18 protein-coding genes and 1 pseudogene are annotated in these 14,914 nt (G+C 61.4%); 4 read left to right on the plus strand and 15 right to left on the minus strand.

The features are described from left to right. From BHQ40_RS06165 to BHQ40_RS06225, 13 genes and pseudogenes are all read right to left on the minus strand, one after another. Positions 1 to 666 (minus strand): annotated as a pseudogene (locus tag BHQ40_RS06165) (hypothetical protein); the annotation flags it as partial. Next, positions 663 to 1,154 carry a hypothetical protein gene (locus BHQ40_RS06170; protein ID WP_021688190.1) on the minus strand — a complete coding sequence of 164 codons (492 nt, stop codon included), beginning with the start codon at positions 1,152 to 1,154 and terminating at the stop codon, positions 663 to 665. The gene BHQ40_RS06170 and the pseudogene BHQ40_RS06165, both read right to left, overlap by 4 nt. A gap of 60 nt (positions 1,155 to 1,214) precedes the next feature. Continuing rightward, on the minus strand, positions 1,215 to 1,499 hold the full coding sequence (locus tag BHQ40_RS06175; protein WP_021688191.1) for a hypothetical protein: 285 nt from the start codon (positions 1,497 to 1,499) through the stop codon (positions 1,215 to 1,217). Further along, positions 1,496 to 1,771 (minus strand): hypothetical protein, encoded by a 276-nt coding sequence (locus BHQ40_RS06180; protein WP_013846907.1) that lies wholly within the window; start codon positions 1,769 to 1,771, stop codon positions 1,496 to 1,498. The genes BHQ40_RS06175 and BHQ40_RS06180 overlap by 4 nt, the downstream gene beginning before the upstream one ends. Positions 1,772 to 1,883: 112 nt before the next feature. Next, on the minus strand, positions 1,884 to 2,642 hold the full coding sequence (locus BHQ40_RS06185) for a PRTRC system ThiF family protein (RefSeq protein ID WP_021688193.1): 759 nt from the start codon (positions 2,640 to 2,642) through the stop codon (positions 1,884 to 1,886). Then, positions 2,632 to 3,291: a PRTRC system protein A gene (locus tag BHQ40_RS06190; protein WP_021688194.1), complete on the minus strand. Its 660-nt coding sequence runs from the start codon at positions 3,289 to 3,291 to the stop codon at positions 2,632 to 2,634. The genes BHQ40_RS06185 and BHQ40_RS06190 overlap by 11 nt, the downstream gene beginning before the upstream one ends. Beyond that, a complete protein-coding gene (locus BHQ40_RS06195; RefSeq protein WP_021688195.1) occupies positions 3,288 to 4,118 on the minus strand; it encodes a PRTRC system protein B in 831 nt (276 codons plus the stop codon). Before BHQ40_RS06195 ends, BHQ40_RS06190 begins: the two co-directional genes overlap by 4 nt. Positions 4,119 to 4,126: 8 nt before the next feature. Next, positions 4,127 to 5,074 (minus strand): hypothetical protein, encoded by a 948-nt coding sequence (locus BHQ40_RS06200; protein ID WP_021688196.1) that lies wholly within the window; start codon positions 5,072 to 5,074, stop codon positions 4,127 to 4,129. A 219-nt stretch (positions 5,075 to 5,293) separates the two neighbouring features. Next, complete coding sequence (locus BHQ40_RS06205; RefSeq protein WP_013846912.1) at positions 5,294 to 5,500, minus strand: PRTRC system protein C; 207 nt, start codon at positions 5,498 to 5,500, stop codon at positions 5,294 to 5,296. A 49-nt stretch (positions 5,501 to 5,549) separates the two neighbouring features. Then, positions 5,550 to 5,987: a PRTRC system protein E gene (locus BHQ40_RS06210; RefSeq protein ID WP_013846913.1), complete on the minus strand. Its 438-nt coding sequence runs from the start codon at positions 5,985 to 5,987 to the stop codon at positions 5,550 to 5,552. Between the two features lie 37 nt (positions 5,988 to 6,024). Then, positions 6,025 to 7,662: a PRTRC system ParB family protein gene (locus BHQ40_RS06215; protein WP_021688197.1), complete on the minus strand. Its 1,638-nt coding sequence runs from the start codon at positions 7,660 to 7,662 to the stop codon at positions 6,025 to 6,027. A gap of 36 nt (positions 7,663 to 7,698) precedes the next feature. Continuing rightward, a complete protein-coding gene (locus BHQ40_RS06220) occupies positions 7,699 to 8,679 on the minus strand; it encodes a DUF7146 domain-containing protein (protein WP_070154063.1) in 981 nt (326 codons plus the stop codon). A gap of 184 nt (positions 8,680 to 8,863) precedes the next feature. Beyond that, entirely contained in the window at positions 8,864 to 9,211 is a 348-nt protein-coding gene (locus BHQ40_RS06225) for a winged helix DNA-binding protein (RefSeq protein ID WP_021688199.1), read from the minus strand. Between the two features lie 1,194 nt (positions 9,212 to 10,405). Between BHQ40_RS06225 and BHQ40_RS24940 the strand changes: the two genes are divergently transcribed. Together BHQ40_RS24940 and BHQ40_RS06235 are read left to right on the plus strand one after the other, a co-directional pair. Beyond that, the gene (locus BHQ40_RS24940; RefSeq protein ID WP_083276734.1) at positions 10,406 to 10,690 is read left to right on the plus strand and encodes a hypothetical protein; all 285 of its coding nucleotides are present in this window, start codon (positions 10,406 to 10,408) and stop codon (positions 10,688 to 10,690) included. A 437-nt stretch (positions 10,691 to 11,127) separates the two neighbouring features. Next, positions 11,128 to 11,298, plus strand: coding sequence for a hypothetical protein (locus BHQ40_RS06235; RefSeq protein ID WP_171905749.1), 171 nt, complete (start codon positions 11,128 to 11,130; stop codon positions 11,296 to 11,298). Between the two features lie 678 nt (positions 11,299 to 11,976). Here the strand turns inward: BHQ40_RS06235 and BHQ40_RS24950 are convergent. Continuing rightward, complete coding sequence (locus tag BHQ40_RS24950) at positions 11,977 to 12,381, minus strand: BLUF domain-containing protein (protein WP_083276736.1); 405 nt, start codon at positions 12,379 to 12,381, stop codon at positions 11,977 to 11,979. A gap of 763 nt (positions 12,382 to 13,144) precedes the next feature. On the opposite strand from BHQ40_RS24950, the gene BHQ40_RS06245 reads away from it, so the two are divergent. Continuing rightward, positions 13,145 to 13,747 (plus strand): DUF1772 domain-containing protein, encoded by a 603-nt coding sequence (locus BHQ40_RS06245; RefSeq protein ID WP_216094857.1) that lies wholly within the window; start codon positions 13,145 to 13,147, stop codon positions 13,745 to 13,747. A 161-nt stretch (positions 13,748 to 13,908) separates the two neighbouring features. Next, positions 13,909 to 14,082 carry a hypothetical protein gene (locus BHQ40_RS26105; protein ID WP_171905780.1) on the plus strand — a complete coding sequence of 58 codons (174 nt, stop codon included), beginning with the start codon at positions 13,909 to 13,911 and terminating at the stop codon, positions 14,080 to 14,082. Between the two features lie 113 nt (positions 14,083 to 14,195). Here the strand turns inward: BHQ40_RS26105 and BHQ40_RS06255 are convergent, their stop codons facing one another. Next, positions 14,196 to 14,570: a hypothetical protein gene (locus BHQ40_RS06255; protein WP_070154078.1), complete on the minus strand. Its 375-nt coding sequence runs from the start codon at positions 14,568 to 14,570 to the stop codon at positions 14,196 to 14,198. Positions 14,571 to 14,914: the final 344 nt, after the last annotated feature.

Below are 14,914 nucleotides of genomic sequence, written 5' to 3' on the forward strand. Positions count from 1 at the left end.
CATGGCCAGGATGCCGATTGTGCCCGTCGCGAGTTCAGTCGCGCCGAGCAGAAGGACGCGGCGATGCCAGGATGCCGGTGCCGGGACGTCGGTGGGGTACGACCACTCGCTGGGGAGCGGCCGTCCCGGCTGCGCATTCTCGGTGCGATTGGGCTCGGAGGGTGTGGCAGCGAAAGCTCGACGGGCGACGTCGAAAATGTCGTCGGGTTGGCCGCCGCCATCCAAAAATCCCTGGCGGTAGGCAGGTCGCCGGACATCGGGATCACCCAGTCGTGGCGGTGACGGCGGCCTGGATTCCCATCCCGCCCGGGCAGCGTAGAGTCCGTCGGCGTAGGCAACGGCAGCATCCCAGCCATAGCCATGCACGTCACGACCATGGAGGATCGCGGGGTTTCGGCTGTCGGTGCTGCCCTGGGCGATCTGGCGCTCGATGCAGGCAAAGTTCGCGGCCACGCGCTGGCGCTCGGTTTCCTGGGCGATCGCTTCGTTGAGGGGACGAAGCGCCTGAACCCGCTCGCGGGAACGCGCCATGCGGGCGTCGAGGGGCGCATCGTTCGGCAGGTCGGGGAAACGGCGCCAGGCATCGGCCAACGCATGGGCGTGATGAGCCGGACGGCCGCGCGCCATCCAGCATCCCGCATCGGCGGGATCGAAACTGTCGGTCATGACGATCTCCGGCCTGGAATGTCAGCGGCTGGCGAGAAGCAGGTCGAGCGCGCGCGCGAACACCTCGTCGCCAGCGTCGTTGACGATGACCGCGGCGGGATTGGTGGCGCGCACGGCGCGGGCGACCGCTTGCGGAGCGGATATTGCAATATCCGGCCACTCTCGATTGTGAGAAGGTTAGTGCGTAAAAGGCGCTTTAGGCGCCGGGACTCGAGTTCGCGCGCGAGAAGGTCGGCTACCTCGATCTCGAGATCATGGTCGCAGCCGAGATTTTCATCCAGGGTGCGCACCGGCCGGTTGGCCTTGAGCCAGGCATCGACCTCGGCCACGGTCCACCGGCCAACCTGGTGATAGAAGTCCGCTCCGCCCGTTCCCTGGTTTCGGGCATGAAAGGCGAGTTCGCCTTCGATCCAGACTTCCGCCGAGAAAGCCGCGGTTTCCTGCGATAGCGCGGCGCTGTAGGAGATACGCCGTAGTTCGATTTGCATGGGGATTCTCCAGACTGCTCCATCATGCGGAGCACCCTCCCCTGTTCCCTCTCCCCCTTTCTAGGCGCAGCCCGGACTGTCGCCCGCGCCGCAAGGCCGGTATTCGGCATCGTAAGAGCAGCTGTTCTCGAATTCGGGATCGTCGGTTTCATCGACCAGATAGCCGGTGACCTCTTCAGCCGGCTCCGCCTCCAGCACACCAGCGGCGTTCGGAAGGAGACGAACGGGGAATATCCCGCGTCCGACGATCGCGTCAGCCCGCAACATCGCGCCCGCATGATCCTCGGCGGTCACCGCGACCTTGACCCTGATCGTCGTATAGACATGGACGTGAAACCCTCTCATGCCGGGAGCTCCGACCAGCCACCGGCGTCGCTGATCCAAACCATTCCGAGCGCCCGGAGCGGCATTTCCATGCAATCACTGGTCTCAGCGAGGGGATCGCGCACGAACACGCTGCCGCGGTCGTTGGCACGCTGCGGGGCGCGTCCGCCGAGCACCATCAAATCGTTGGCCCCACCCGGCATGGGGACGATATCCCCCGGCCTGACCTTGGCGGCCAGCACCCGGCCAATGGTATAATGAAGGGTCCAGCCCCTCTGGGAAAGTGACGCCATGTTTGGTCTCCTTGTGTGAATTTGCGAAGGCGCGATTCTCCCGCCGCTCCGCCGGACTGGCGTGCGGTTCCGGCCGGTGCAGGCCGACTGACACGGGGTGATGCGGGTAGGTTCAGTCGCCGCGCGGCAACGGGATCGGGACGGCCTGACCGCTGGCGAGGTTGAGGAATGCGCCGGCGTGACCGATGGAGCCGCGTCCGAGAAGGTCGAACAACAACGCCAGGGCATGGCTCGCAACGACGCGGTTGACGAACAGCGACTGGCGTTCGAGCGCTTCGGCGACCGAGCAGGAAGGGGCATCGTCGTCGGGCAGGTTTTCGTCGGCGAGTTCGGGGAAATATTCAAGCACGGTCGGCAGGCGATGGCGGTGCTTGTTGGAACAGTGCTCCGGGGAGCCTATGAGATATTGCCCGTCGCTCGCGCGATTGCCGAGATCCATCCAATAGGCGGGAACGGTCCCGCATTCGGCGAGCGCGGCACCGATCGCGCGGCGGGCCGATGCCGTGTCGACACAGGTGATGACGATGTCGGCGCCATCCATACTAATGGCTTCAGGGGCGCGGCCGTGCACTGCCTGCCAGGCCAGGCCGTGTGCGAGGTTGATCCGTTCGGTGAGCGTGCGGGCCTTGGAACTGCCGACGTCGCCCCGGTAATATGGCTGCCTGCCGAGATTGGCTTCGGTCACGATGTCGTCGTCAATCACGACGACATGCAGCGATCGCGAGGAGATCGCGCGCAGCGCGGTGTCGAGCGAGGCGAGTCCCATCAGCATCTGCCCGCCGTTTCCGCCGCAACCGACCAGCAGGATGTTGATCGTGCGATTATCGAACCCGGCGGGCAGATAATGACGATCCGTGAGGTCAGTCGGCATGACGGTCTCCTGAAAACGGGCTCCGTGGTAACGGCAGGAACATGCCGTCGGCGCAAAGGCGCGCGAGCATCGCCGGACCACAGGGATCGTCGAGCCGGCCGACGACGATCGCGATCTTCGTCGCATGGGCGTCATCGGCATCGTCGGTGGTGCTGAAGAAGGCGGGACCGACCCCGTGGCTGTGAAAATCGCAGACAACATGCCAATCGGGCTGCGGAATCGGCGTGCGATAGACGAGGCGCGAGGGTGTGGCTTCGTCGATGACAGGAAGGTCCACCGCGAATTCCCGGGTCGCTTCGTTCCAGAGGACGAACGCCGCGGCTTCATTGGGCAAGGCTGCGCGAAAATGATCGAGAATATGATCGAGATGCTCGCGTGGAATGAGCCCGCAGCGCAGTTCGGCGCGACAGGCGCCCGTGCTGCCATAGGGCATATGGAGGGAAAGCGGCGGCGTGATCGGGAAATCCAGTTCCAGCCAGGGCCGGCGCAGGATGAGCATGACGCCGTCTATCCCGATCGCAAGGCCGCGTCCGGCGCGGGCGGCGCGCAGCATAGCGAGGGCGGGCGAGCGTCCCTGTGGCGGGACCGGATAACAGGGCACGGCGGCAAGGACCGCGGCCGCAGTGGGATCGTCAGCAAGCACGGTCATTGGTTCGCCCCTCTCGCAAGGAGCTTTCCGAGAGTCATCTGATCGGTCCGGGTTGCTCGCCGGGAGGCCTGTCGTGTCCGACCGGGATCGAATGGCCTGAGACGCCTGACCGGAAAGCGCTTCGCCTTGCGCGCGGCGAGGTCGTCCCAGAGCCGAACCAGACCACCTTTGCCGGTGATGGTCAGTTCCTGTCCGGGATTGGGGTGGGTGGACCAGCTATCGAACACCCCGCGCTCGAATTCCGGGATGGAGGCTGTCGTCAGCGTTTTTGGCTTCGGAATGTTGCCCCAGCAAAGTTGCCCGTCGAGATAGACATTGAGCACCGGCGAGTGCAGCACCGGGGTATCGATGCCGGGGCGTTCGTTTGCCGGCAAGGCGTAAACGCCGAACCCCGATCGGGTCGCGATGAACAGATGCGGCGGATACGGGACCGGCATAGTGGTTCGCGCGGCGAGCACCTGCAGGCCGGCGGGCGGATCCGTGAGAGCGAAATAGGCCGGGCGAACCTGGGTCGGGATCCACCATGCGAGCATGTCGGGATGAGCGACCAGCACATTGTCAGGCAGGAATTCGGGAAGAACGGTCCGGCCCAGGGCCTCGGTCCATTGACGCAGATGCGCGCGCGACAGCGATGTGCCCGCGCCGATGATCGGCTTTCCCTCATCGTCATGCTCGATCGCATGGATGCTGGCGAATGCGGCGGCGCCCGCGCGAGCGGTGGCATAGGGACTGGCGTTGCGGATCGGCTGGCTGCGGTAAAGGAGAATGGCGTTGGTCAGCGCGAGGCCGCCGGCGGTCGCTTCGAACTGGGTGCGGTGGTCGGACATAAGGAACCTCAAAGGTTGGCTGGATCGAGCTGGATCAGGTCCTGCGCGGCGAGCAGGAACCGCGCGCCGACACGCAAGGACGCGAACCAGTCGTCGATCGGGACTGAATCTGGCAAAGGGCAGAAGCCGGCGATGTCCATGAAGCCGTATTCCATCCCGTGGCGTCCGACGTCATCGACCTCGCGTGCGAACTGCTCGACCGGAACGAGCGTCAGCGGGGGCAATGTCGAGCATTCCTCGATGCCGGGGAGATACTCTTGGGCAATCTCGATATCGAATTGCCAGGCGCTGCGCTCCGGTCGGAGTTTCCCGAGAGCGGCGTACGCCTTGCGGAGTTCCTCCAGTTTCCGGTGTAAGCCGTTCGGAAGTTCCGCCGATGCCCCCGCGTTTGCCGCGATCATCCAATCGGGCCGGCGAGACTCCATGTTGGATGGCAGAGTGAGTTCCTCGATATCGTCAGGATCCATGCCCTGATATTCGACGATCCACTGCCGCGCGGTTTCATCATCGGTCGCGCCGTCCCAATAGTACATAGAGATTTCATCGAAGAGGTCCTGGTAGCCGAAGATCGGAAGGGCGCGGCCCAGCATATCGTCGAGGGCCTTGTAGGCTGCGGCGCGCCAGGGAATGGGCGCATCGCTGTCTTCGATCCATCCGAGGTCGAGTTGCCCCATGCTGTCGCAGATCACCGCGATAGCCGGCGGATAACCTTCGTTCCCGTGAAGAACCGCGACCCTGAAGTCCGCGAATTCGACGGAGCCCAGAATGTCGAGCACCGCCTTGTCGAACAGTCGTTCGATGCGCTGGCGCGCCTGGTCGCGAGTATAGCGTTTAGCCGTCGTTTCCCGAGACGTGGCCCAGCGGCCTATCAGCTTGTGATGGGACGCCAGTGGAGCATCGAAGAGGGCGGGAATGTCGCCGGACAGTGCAACGGCCCGCCCCGCGAGGTCAGCCAAGGGGTGGAAGGCGCAGGCCCGGTGGCGGCGGGAGCGGCCTGGGAGCCTTGCTCCCGCCGTCCCCGGACGCGAGAAGGATGCACGCGTGGAGCGCCTGGGTTTGCTCGCTGCAGATTGGCTGGGTGAATTCGGATGTGTCGCCATTGCCGGGCTCGATCCATTCGATGAGCGTTTTACGAACTGCGGACGGGATCGCCGCGCTGCTGCCGCGCGCCACGGTCAGCCCTTGGTGCCGACGGCGCGCCGGTATTCGGTGACGTGAGCGCCGCCCGACACGCCGGCGTCGACCATCTCGGCGTTGAGAACCGCGGGGTAGAGCGTGGCATGGTAGGCACGCAGACCGTCGGGATCGTTGGCGAGATGCGGCGGAACCGGAAGGTCGATGCCGTCATAGCGGTACGCGCGGGTGAGATGGTTGATCTGCATGAGGTAAAACTCCCGGCTTGGGTCGTGGCGAGATTTGAGCGGAGTCCGGTCAGAACAAGGTGGCGGGTTGGTCCGGTTTGGCGTCGACCGGCGGGGTGACCGCGTGCTGGAGCTTCGGAGGACTCACAGGCACCGTCGTCTTTGCTGTCGCGGCCTTCGTGGCGGCCTTGGCCTTCGCGGCCTCCGCTGCGGCGATCCTTGCGTCCTCGGCCGCCTGGCGCTGATCGGCGATCTGGTCGGCAAGGGTCTTGCGCGTAGCGATGAGCTGGCCGAGTGCGCCGTCCGATCCACGGCCAAGTTCCGCATCGATCTCCACGGCGGTTGCGGTGATCGAGATCGGGCGGGTCTCGCCGGATTCGAGACCGTGCTTCGCGCCTTCCGCCTTGCGGGGAATGACGGTCAGCGTGACGGTATCGTCGGGGCCGGCGACAAGATCGAAACCGAGCGAATAGTTGGCGAGAAGCGGCAGCAGGTTGGCAATCAACATGGGCGTTGGTCCTTGTCTGGAAGGGTGAGGGTGTCGGTCAGGCGGCGATTTGCGAGATGGGAGCGTCGGCCGGCTGGGCAGCACGATCCGGGGGCGGTCCATAGGCGCCATCGAGCGTCATGCAGCCCGGCAGACGTCCCGCCCAATCGAACCCGATGCGATTGAGCATGCTGGTGACAAGCTCGGTCTTTTTCGATGCGAGCAGCTTGGCGAACCGTTTCTCGCCGACATGCGCGATCAGGCCGCATTCCTGGGCGATGAACTTGAGCTCTTCCTTTGTGTAGCGCTCGAGAAAGGTCTGATCGACCTGCCACGTCTCGCGCAAGTCGACCTCGAACACTCTCGCAAGGTCCGCGACATGATCGAAGCTGAGCACATCCTTGGCGTAAGCGCCGCCGATGACGGCCAGCACATTGGCGGCCCGCGCATCGGCAAGCGCCCGGATTTCCGCGATCTTGCCCTTGAAGTCGAGGTCCGGGAACGAGGCGCCGACGAGGATGCCAGCGCGGGACGTCAGCGTGTCGGGCTTGATCTGCGAAAGCGTGCCCGACATCGCCGCCACAAGGATCGTGGTCCGGGCGTGGACAGCATTGCCCGCGAGCGCACGGGCAAGCGCGGTTCGCCATGTCGCCTCGCGAAGCTCGGCGGTTCGGGTCGCGATCGACCTGGCCGTGACGGTCGGCTTATGCGCCGTCGACGCGGCCGGCACGGTCTCGGCAGTGCGTGGCGGGGGAGGCTCGCGGTTTTCGACAGCACTGGATGATATGGCGCCGCGTTCCGGCTGCGGCTGGAGATCCATCGATGGCGCGGGTTCGACGGTGACATCGTCCTGCGCATCAGCGTCGGCATCATCGGCAGCAGGAGGCATCGCTCTCCTGGCCGCCTTCGCGGCGCGCTCCTTTTCCTCGAAACGGATCACCTCGGCGGCTTCGGTCTTGAGCTTGAAGCATCCCGGATTGGTGCAATGGCCATCATCGACATGGGTTTCGAAAAGGACTTGCTGCGCCGCCGAGTTGAACGGACAGGTGGCGCACTCGGTCTTGTCGAAACAGGCGCTCGCGAGGCTATGCGTGATGCGCATCAGTTCCTTGCGCGTATCGTTCACGTCAAGATTCAGGCGCAGGATCGTGTCGAGGGCCGTGTCCTGCTTGTCCTTGGGGATGACGGCGAGCAGTTCGGCGTGACCAACCTTGATCCGGCGCTCATCGAGGGCGGTCTTAGCGGCGTCGGTGAGTTCAGCGAGCGCCAGGCGGCGATCAAGCTTGGCGCGGGACCAGGCCAGTCGCCGTGCGGCCTCGGCGCGGTCGCCGTTGCATGCCGCGAGGTAGCGGACGGCGGCATCGGCCTGCTCGGTCTCCGACGGATCGTCACGGTCGTCATTCTCGGCGATCGCGGCATCGAGCGCTTCCTGGTCCGTCATCACGCGGATGATGACCGGCACTTCGCCGTCGAGCCCATAGACTTCCAGCCCTGCCCTGTACCGGCGCTCGCCGGCGACGATGGCATAGACGTCGTCCTTCGGCCGGAGCAATATGGGCTGGAGTATGCCGCGCTGCCGGATGGAAGCCACCATCTCCTCGTGCTTCTTCCGGTCGAAATACCGGCGGGGATTGTCGCCCTTCACGATACTGGCGAGCGGCAGCGTGGAGGGATAGCTCGGTTGTAGCGAGGTCAAGGCTCGTCTCCTGTGTGGATTGTAGCAGGCTCGCGTTCAGGGTTGGCTGGACGCCCATGCCGCTGCGCGTGTCGGAATGTGCGGGACGCGGCTGATCATCAGTCTGCATTCCGCAACCATCTCCCTCCCCCTTCCCCTCGCCCGGTAGAGGTCGTTCCAGTCATTGAAGCCCGGCGGTGGAGGCAGCGGCTCGATCGACCGGCCGTCTCGCGCATGCGCCTGTTTCGCCCGCGCCGCGCCGCGCCGACCGGAAAGGTCGTTGTCGTGAAGGAGGAAGAGGCGTTCGACCCGCTCAGGCACAGTGACCAGGGGGAAGCGGTCGGCACCAAGCGCGGCCCAGACAGGGATGCCGAGCAGCAAATGAGCGGACCAGGCGGTCTCCCAGCCCTCAGCCAGCCCCAGCACATCGGTGGCGGCCCCGAAACGGACGGTGCCACCGTGCGGGCGACCCAGCATCAGTTTGGGCGGATCGAGATCAGTGGCCGGCAATCCGGTCCGGGGGTCGAGGAACAGCCGTTCGAGTGCTATGACGCCGGTGTCGGCTTCAACGGCGGCGAGCAGCGCCGGACGGAAACGGACGTCGGCGCCCCGGCCGAGCGGCACATGATCATGGTAGCGCAGCGCCGGATGCGGCTCGTTGAAACCACGCGTCGCCATATAGACGCCCGCCGGCGTATCGGTAACGGCACGCGCTTCCTTCCAGAGCGAACGGATCCAGCCGGCCAACCGTCGCTCGCTGCCATCCGCGCGTGCGAATTCCGTTTCAGCATCGGCCGTCGGTATAGGGCGCCTGTCGCTGCGCAGCGCGCGAATGACATCGATCGTGGAACAGCCGGCAAAGCATTTGAACAATATGCTATGCTCGCCGACCCGGACCGAAAGGCTCGGGCGATGGTCGTCATGCGCCGGGCAACGGCACATCGCGCCCGATGGCTTCCATGTTCCACCGAGTGATTTGACGATGCTGGCGGCAGCGGCATGGAGACGAGGATCGGCGCTCGTGCGCGACAGGGCCATGGGAGGAACTCCAGCATAGGGAAAACTCCCTCGCCCCACTCCTCCTTCTCTTCAGGCCGCGGCCGACGCTCGCTGCCAATGTGATCTCAGGTCGGATCAACGGGCAGCGCGTCCCCGTTTCACCGGCGCAGTGCTGCACGCTACGCTGGCCTATTTGCTGACCACTGATACCGGCGCTGAACTTCTACCGTCGGAACCGCCGGACGCCGTCTATCGCAATGCAGAACGGGACTTCCTGCCGGGTCCCGTCTGGAACGTCGCCGCATTTGCGGGCGCAGTCGTGACAGGTTTGCGCATATCCGGACAGCAAGGTCTGGAAACACGCATCCATCTTATCCCGCCCGGCGGCGGTCAGCTGGACATATATCCGGCGTTTATCGAAGGGATCAGGGAAGCGCTCGACTATGCCTTGCGCCTCCATCTCGCCAAGGCATCGCCGACCGGTCATCTCCGATGCTTTCGACGCGAGGCAGAAGCTGGTCAGAGAAGTCTTCAATCCCTGGCTGTCGCGCCAGTAGAGATCGAGCAACATTTCGCATCCTGGGTCGGCGCAGAGAGAGCCGAACATGGTGGCCGACGCCGCTCTTGCGCTAATGATCGACCTGCATAGAGGTGCGAAAACAGCCGGACGGCCTGTGTCGTCCAGCATGGGGTCAATTCGGGCATCGTGTCGCATGGGCATTTGCTCTCCATCCCATTTGGGTAGCATCATGGCGAACCGTGCCGATGCCCCAACGTCTGGTTGCCCCCCGCTATCCTGAACAAAGTAGTCCAACAGGCATGATGCTCGAATCCTCCTGTCCGGCAAGGTGCCTTTTGGAGGGGAATTTCGATACCGAATTGGTTAACATTGCGGGATATTCCCACATTGCCTGCCCAGCATCGACGCGCGGGCAACTGGCGGATCGTGAAGCGAACGCGAAGCCAAAGTCGACACATTAGCGTGCGGTCTGCGCCTGAAAGGCAAGAAGCGTGAGGAACCCATCCAGCAGCATTACCGTGGCACATTTCGTGGCACATTTAGGGTAATGGAGGGGAGTGGAGGGCAATTGGCGCACCGCAAATCAAGGGCTTGCTTCCCCTGCGTTACCCTGTATTACCCCGAAGGCCCGGTTCGATTCCCGTAGGGGTCACCAAGCAATTCCAACAACTTAGCGTGAAAATAGCTCGGTAGTATCGGGCGCTTCGGTAATATCTCGGTCATATCCATTGCGGGATAGACCGGGACGGAACGGCGTATATGAGGAATTGTTCGAGATGCCTGGCAACGATCAAGCCCTAAGCATCATCCATCAAGCGGCGGCGGATCCTAGCCAACCGGAAACGCGCTGCTGCAGACATCCCTAACGGATAACTGGCTTCCAGTTGCGTGCGCCAAAATTTCTTAGGGCTGCTGCCTATCGGAGGAAGATCCTCATGGTCGAGGTCGAGGGCGTGTCGCAGGCGCTTCAATCGCGTGCTTCGGTTCATTGGCATATGGTCGCCTGTCCATGGCGTTGGATCGTGAGAGCATATCTAACCGCCGTCGCATGTGTGCGAATGCCACACAGAAGCAGAAATAAATTTTGTAGCTGTGCGCAGGGGTGAACCTCAGGACAATATGGTCATTAGGGCCATTAGGCGATTTCTTCCATACGAACCGTCATCAGCTCACCGCAGCCTCATTTCACATGTTCTTATTTTGTTCTATCCCGTCTTTCCCCTGATTCGTCGGAAGGAGACTGACATGAACGCCATACTCAACGGGCCGGAACACAGCACGCTTCTTCACGATGTCAGCATCCAGTTTGAGGGCCAGCAATTCTTCGTAGCTGTACGTGACGATGCGGCCGACCCCGCCACGCCCTTCGTTAGGCTGCCTGGCGGTTATGCGACAATCGATGATGTACTCTTTGCCGCTCAGCATTACGCCCGCGAGAACGGCCTGGCCATTCCCTACGCCGATGATCTGCACCAGTTTCATGCCGACCACCTCGACCTGATGCAGTTCGAAGCCGAATTGCCGTGGTAAAGTGGCGCGCTCCAGCAAGGGCGGCCTCAAGATCGCAACCTGCATCTTCGAAGCAGCGTTATGGCGATATTCGGTCAGGGTATCCTGCCGGTGCCGCAATACAGCCTATTTCGAGCCAAAGAGTCTTTGGTGGCGCTTTCATCAGAAAGGTTGGAATGATGCTTTCTGGACGGCGAAAGACCGCTTCCTGTGCCTGCGATGCCTGCACAAGACCCGGACCAAGGTTCGGCCTGTCGGTATGGAGCAAAGCACGACCGAACCCACAATAAGGCTGCCGGAATGGCCAGACGAGCGGGAATGGAAGCGGGCGATGGATCAGTTTCGAGGGTGATTGGCTCAGGATGTGGGGCCGGTATTTCCCACGCGGACTGCAGCGTGAGACGGCAATGCTGAGACGCGTGCCTTGCCCGGACGTCCCGGAAAATGAACTGATTGCGATGATCGACGCGCAGATGGCCGCAGGGCTGCATGCGATCACATATATCCGGATAGCGCCGCAGCGCCTTTGCGCCGTGCAGGTCGTGTCGGTGCAGGATCAGTCGATTGCCGAGTATGAACTTCCAGAGGCGGTGGCTCGGCACGCGCGGCAGTATTTAGGGCGTCGTTAAAATGAGCCTGGATCTCGCAGCCAAAAAAACGTCGCTGAGTTTCAACGGGTTTGAGGGTCGCAGCCGTTCTGGGCCATATTTGGCCTGTCACTCGACCCACCAGCGGCGCTATATTCGGCTATGCCCAAACCACTGCTCATAAAGTGGGAGACCACCAATACCACTGGAGAGAGCGTTTGGATTTCGGCTGATGACGGCCGGGCTTTCTGGATAAGATTGTCCCGGTCCGCACTCGCTGACGCATGTGCAACTCTAACGCCTGAAAGGCTGGACGCACTGGGTGGCGCGCGCGGACTTACCGAGAAAGCGATAGTTCATCGGTATAAATTAGCGTTGCTGGCCGGAACACTTCATCAGGAAGTCGGCTTACTAGGCTTTATTCTCGAACTGGAGGAGGCAGACTTCAGCGCCGTCCAGGCAGAAAAATAGCCCGGCGCAGGGAAGAGCACCGGGCTAGTAAGAAGCGTTGGTTTAACGCTCGGGTCGCGCGGCGGCTTTGCACTAGCAACGGCCCGGACACAAACGAAATCACCTTAATCTGGGTATCGAACCGCGACTTCCGAAGGACCCCGAATCTTCTATTAGGTCCATAATGGCGGAAACGGCGGCGACTGCAATGAGAAACCAATATGCGATCCGGTCTTGGGAACGGAATGCGTGGGACAATGGTCCCTCTGGTTAACGTGCGGATTTATAAAGGTCTGCAGTGGTTTCGAACAAGGCGCGAGTAGAAGGGCTTGTCCGATCCAGTAAATTTGAGATGCGCAGTTTCAGTTCGGAGCGCTCTGGAGAACGGCCATCATCAAATGCCATTGCCCAGCTACCAAATTCGCGTTCGTCGATTTGTTTGCGATCCAACTCTACGACCGCGCGATGGCGAGGGTCGAGGCTAATCTTCTGAAACAGATAGTCCACTGATCGCTCAGGCCCTTCGAGCACCTGAAGAAATCTCTTTAAGTTAAACAAAAGCAGCCCAGTGACATCAAATTTCGATTTATTTGTGACAGCCGCCTGAAGAATATTTTGGCAGTCAGCTGATCCCAACATAGGCCGGGCGGAGCTAATGTAAATTATTTGAAGCACTGCATTCACTCCGTTATCTCAGACTGAATGTAGCTGCTATTTCCTAACTTCTTGTGCTTAACATTTGTTAGTATTGATCGCGTCCTGGACTTGGCGCTCATCAGCTACGATTTGAGTGCACCTAGCAAAGCCTTTACGCACCGGGATGGAGAGGCCGATCCAAGTTGTCTATGAGTTAGCCGAAGCGGAGTGGGCCGCCAGCAGGTTCCGTAACCCGGAAGCCTTTTAGCGGGAACAGTAACTGTCTGCTAACCAGTCTCGCCCCATAGCGACGAGGCGACCTAGGGAACATCCCTTCCCTTCACTCAGCCCGGCTTCTCAGGAGGCCGGGCTTTTTGCTATGTGAACGATTCCGCCGCTCGCGCGTAATGCGGACATGGCTAACAGTACGGTAACTATTCAGCGCTTTCTTGGCAAAGCTGCCACCGATCGCGAGGTCAGATTCTCCGCGTCGGTTGGGAGCATGCCGGTCGAACTGCGCGTACCCCGCAGGCTTTGGTCGAGGGCAAGCAGTGATGGTGACGGTCCCCTGGATGCTCAGGTGCTCAGATTGCCCCGGCGTGCTTGTCGGTTGATTGAAGCAGAAGCAGGCTTGCAGATCATGATGGGAAACTGCCCAAGCGGATCGGTGCTTTCGCTAAGGTAGCAACACATCCGGGAATGGTCGGGTTTTCATTTTCCGGGACGGGTGGCTTGCTGACTGACCGGTTATGGCAGATCATATAAGGAAGCAGACCTAGATCGGATAGTGTTGGGGGGCAAATTGGCAGACAGGAAACTGATCACCCGAGCCTTTCTTTGGCTTGCCGTGCTTGTGGGCGGTCCGCTCCTTGGCGCAAAGCTGTTCGACCTTCTGGTCCTCGCGGGCGCTTGGAGTGCCACTCCGCCGCAATCACTTGCGATGATGCCCTATGGGAAGGCGTGGCCAGTCGATACCGGCGTGTTCTTCATCCCGTTTTCGGCCGCTATGCTCATCGCCGGATTTGGCGCACTTATCGCAGGATGGCGGACGCCTTGGCACTATCGATGGCTGCTTTGCCTGCCTTCGATCGGCATCTTGTTGTTACTTATCCTGACAGTAGTGGCGTTCTGGCCGATGAACGCCGCGCTTTACTACCACGGTATACACTCTCCCAAGGACACCATCACAGATGCGCAATCCATTGCCATGACACGTCAGTGGATCTCCCTTGATTGGCTACGGGTAGCAGGCGCAACCGCCGCGTTCGTCGCCCCTCTACGAGCGCTCACCCTCCCGTGGCCCGCCGAAGTCGCAGCAAAAGACCCACCCATTGTGCGTCTAGTACTCGCACTTGCCCTTATCGGCGTAGCGGCTTTCATAGTGTGGTTTATATCAAACCTATGATGGATTAGTCGCCGAGGCGACTGGCGGCTATTTCACCGTTGCACCCTCTTGATCCGAATCGTTCGGCATTGATATTTTTCCCGTCCCTTCTCTCCCTTGGGAAGGGTGGGCAGGTGCGAGCGACCCGTGCCTGCCCATTGCGCTAACTCATGGAGGAACCCGTGTTCGATACTATCGATCGTGCGTATTATGAGCGTCGTGCGAGAGACGAAATTGAAAAGGCCGAGAACTGCCTGGATCCGTGTGCCAAGCGCGCGCACCTGGCAATGGCTGAGAAGTATCGCCAAAAGGCAGCCGCCTTTGCGGCAGCCGCTCGCATCCCTGAAGACGCCTGACATTCCAAAATAGAGTAACTGCCGGTTATCTATGGCCCCGGTCCCAGCACAGGCCGGGGCTTTTCCTATGTGGGTATGATGGCGGGCAGCATCGCCGACCGCTCGGCAACTCACTATGGTGCCTCCAGACCTTCGTATAGCAGCCACATCTGGGCAGCGATTTTCGAATTGAAAACGGCCATGTCCGCAGCGCCTAATAATCCGCGGACGTGCGCTTTGTCGTCCGCGTCGGCAACAAGCACTGCTACCCGATCGCCTGGTTGAAACGTCTGTCCAATTTGCCACATCGTTCGCTGCTCGACCGCCGCCGATTGTCGCTCGGCTCGCGTGACGTCTGATAGCAGCAGGATGGGGAGGCCTTTTTCCCGACGAGCGGCGATCTCCCACTTTAACTCCTCATAATGCTGATCGACCTCACGTTCGCTCCATGCGCCAGTGGCAGTTACCAGTATGATTCCGTCTTCATCGCTATAGTCTCGGCTGATCATAGGTGCCATTTCCCCATTTCCAGATGCTATATAGCACGCGAAAGCCATCTGCATTTGCCCAACTATTCCGTTTCGGATAGGAACCAACAATCGCGCCCGACGCTATCACGACACAGGCGTCATGCGGCCCGTCCCTCCCTTGCCCCGCGGCCTGAACTGGCGCGGGGCTTTTTTACCGGACCTCGATTCAATCGGAATTGGGGCCTTTTTTGCAAAATAGGCACTACCAAGCTTTCGTCACACAGCCAATAATTCGCAAGACGACTCGCCGAAGTCGAGGGGCAAAAAAGAGCGTGTTCTGATTGAGACGGCATTTCCACAAACGGTCTACCGTATCTTGGACG

The organism is Sphingobium phenoxybenzoativorans, from assembly GCF_001757355.1.
Classification (GTDB): domain Bacteria; phylum Pseudomonadota; class Alphaproteobacteria; order Sphingomonadales; family Sphingomonadaceae; genus Sphingobium; species Sphingobium phenoxybenzoativorans.

Coding starts and splice junctions, on each gene's coding strand:
- BHQ40_RS06170 (WP_021688190.1), bottom strand. CDS start 1,154: ATGCAAATCGAACTACGGCGTATCTCCTACAGCGCCGCGCTATCGCAG.
- BHQ40_RS06175 (WP_021688191.1), bottom strand. CDS start 1,499: ATGAGAGGGTTTCACGTCCATGTCTATACGACGATCAGGGTCAAGGTC.
- BHQ40_RS06180 (WP_013846907.1), bottom strand. CDS start 1,771: ATGGCGTCACTTTCCCAGAGGGGCTGGACCCTTCATTATACCATTGGC.
- BHQ40_RS06185 (WP_021688193.1), bottom strand. CDS start 2,642: ATGCCGACTGACCTCACGGATCGTCATTATCTGCCCGCCGGGTTCGAT.
- BHQ40_RS06190 (WP_021688194.1), bottom strand. CDS start 3,291: ATGACCGTGCTTGCTGACGATCCCACTGCGGCCGCGGTCCTTGCCGCC.
- BHQ40_RS06195 (WP_021688195.1), bottom strand. CDS start 4,118: ATGTCCGACCACCGCACCCAGTTCGAAGCGACCGCCGGCGGCCTCGCG.
- BHQ40_RS06205 (WP_013846912.1), bottom strand. CDS start 5,500: ATGCAGATCAACCATCTCACCCGCGCGTACCGCTATGACGGCATCGAC.
- BHQ40_RS06210 (WP_013846913.1), bottom strand. CDS start 5,987: ATGTTGATTGCCAACCTGCTGCCGCTTCTCGCCAACTATTCGCTCGGT.
- BHQ40_RS06220 (WP_070154063.1), bottom strand. CDS start 8,679: ATGGCCCTGTCGCGCACGAGCGCCGATCCTCGTCTCCATGCCGCTGCC.
- BHQ40_RS06225 (WP_021688199.1), bottom strand. CDS start 9,211: ATGTTGCTCGATCTCTACTGGCGCGACAGCCAGGGATTGAAGACTTCT.
- BHQ40_RS24940 (WP_083276734.1), top strand. CDS start 10,406: ATGAACGCCATACTCAACGGGCCGGAACACAGCACGCTTCTTCACGAT.
- BHQ40_RS06235 (WP_171905749.1), top strand. CDS start 11,128: ATGATCGACGCGCAGATGGCCGCAGGGCTGCATGCGATCACATATATC.
- BHQ40_RS06255 (WP_070154078.1), bottom strand. CDS start 14,570: ATGATCAGCCGAGACTATAGCGATGAAGACGGAATCATACTGGTAACT.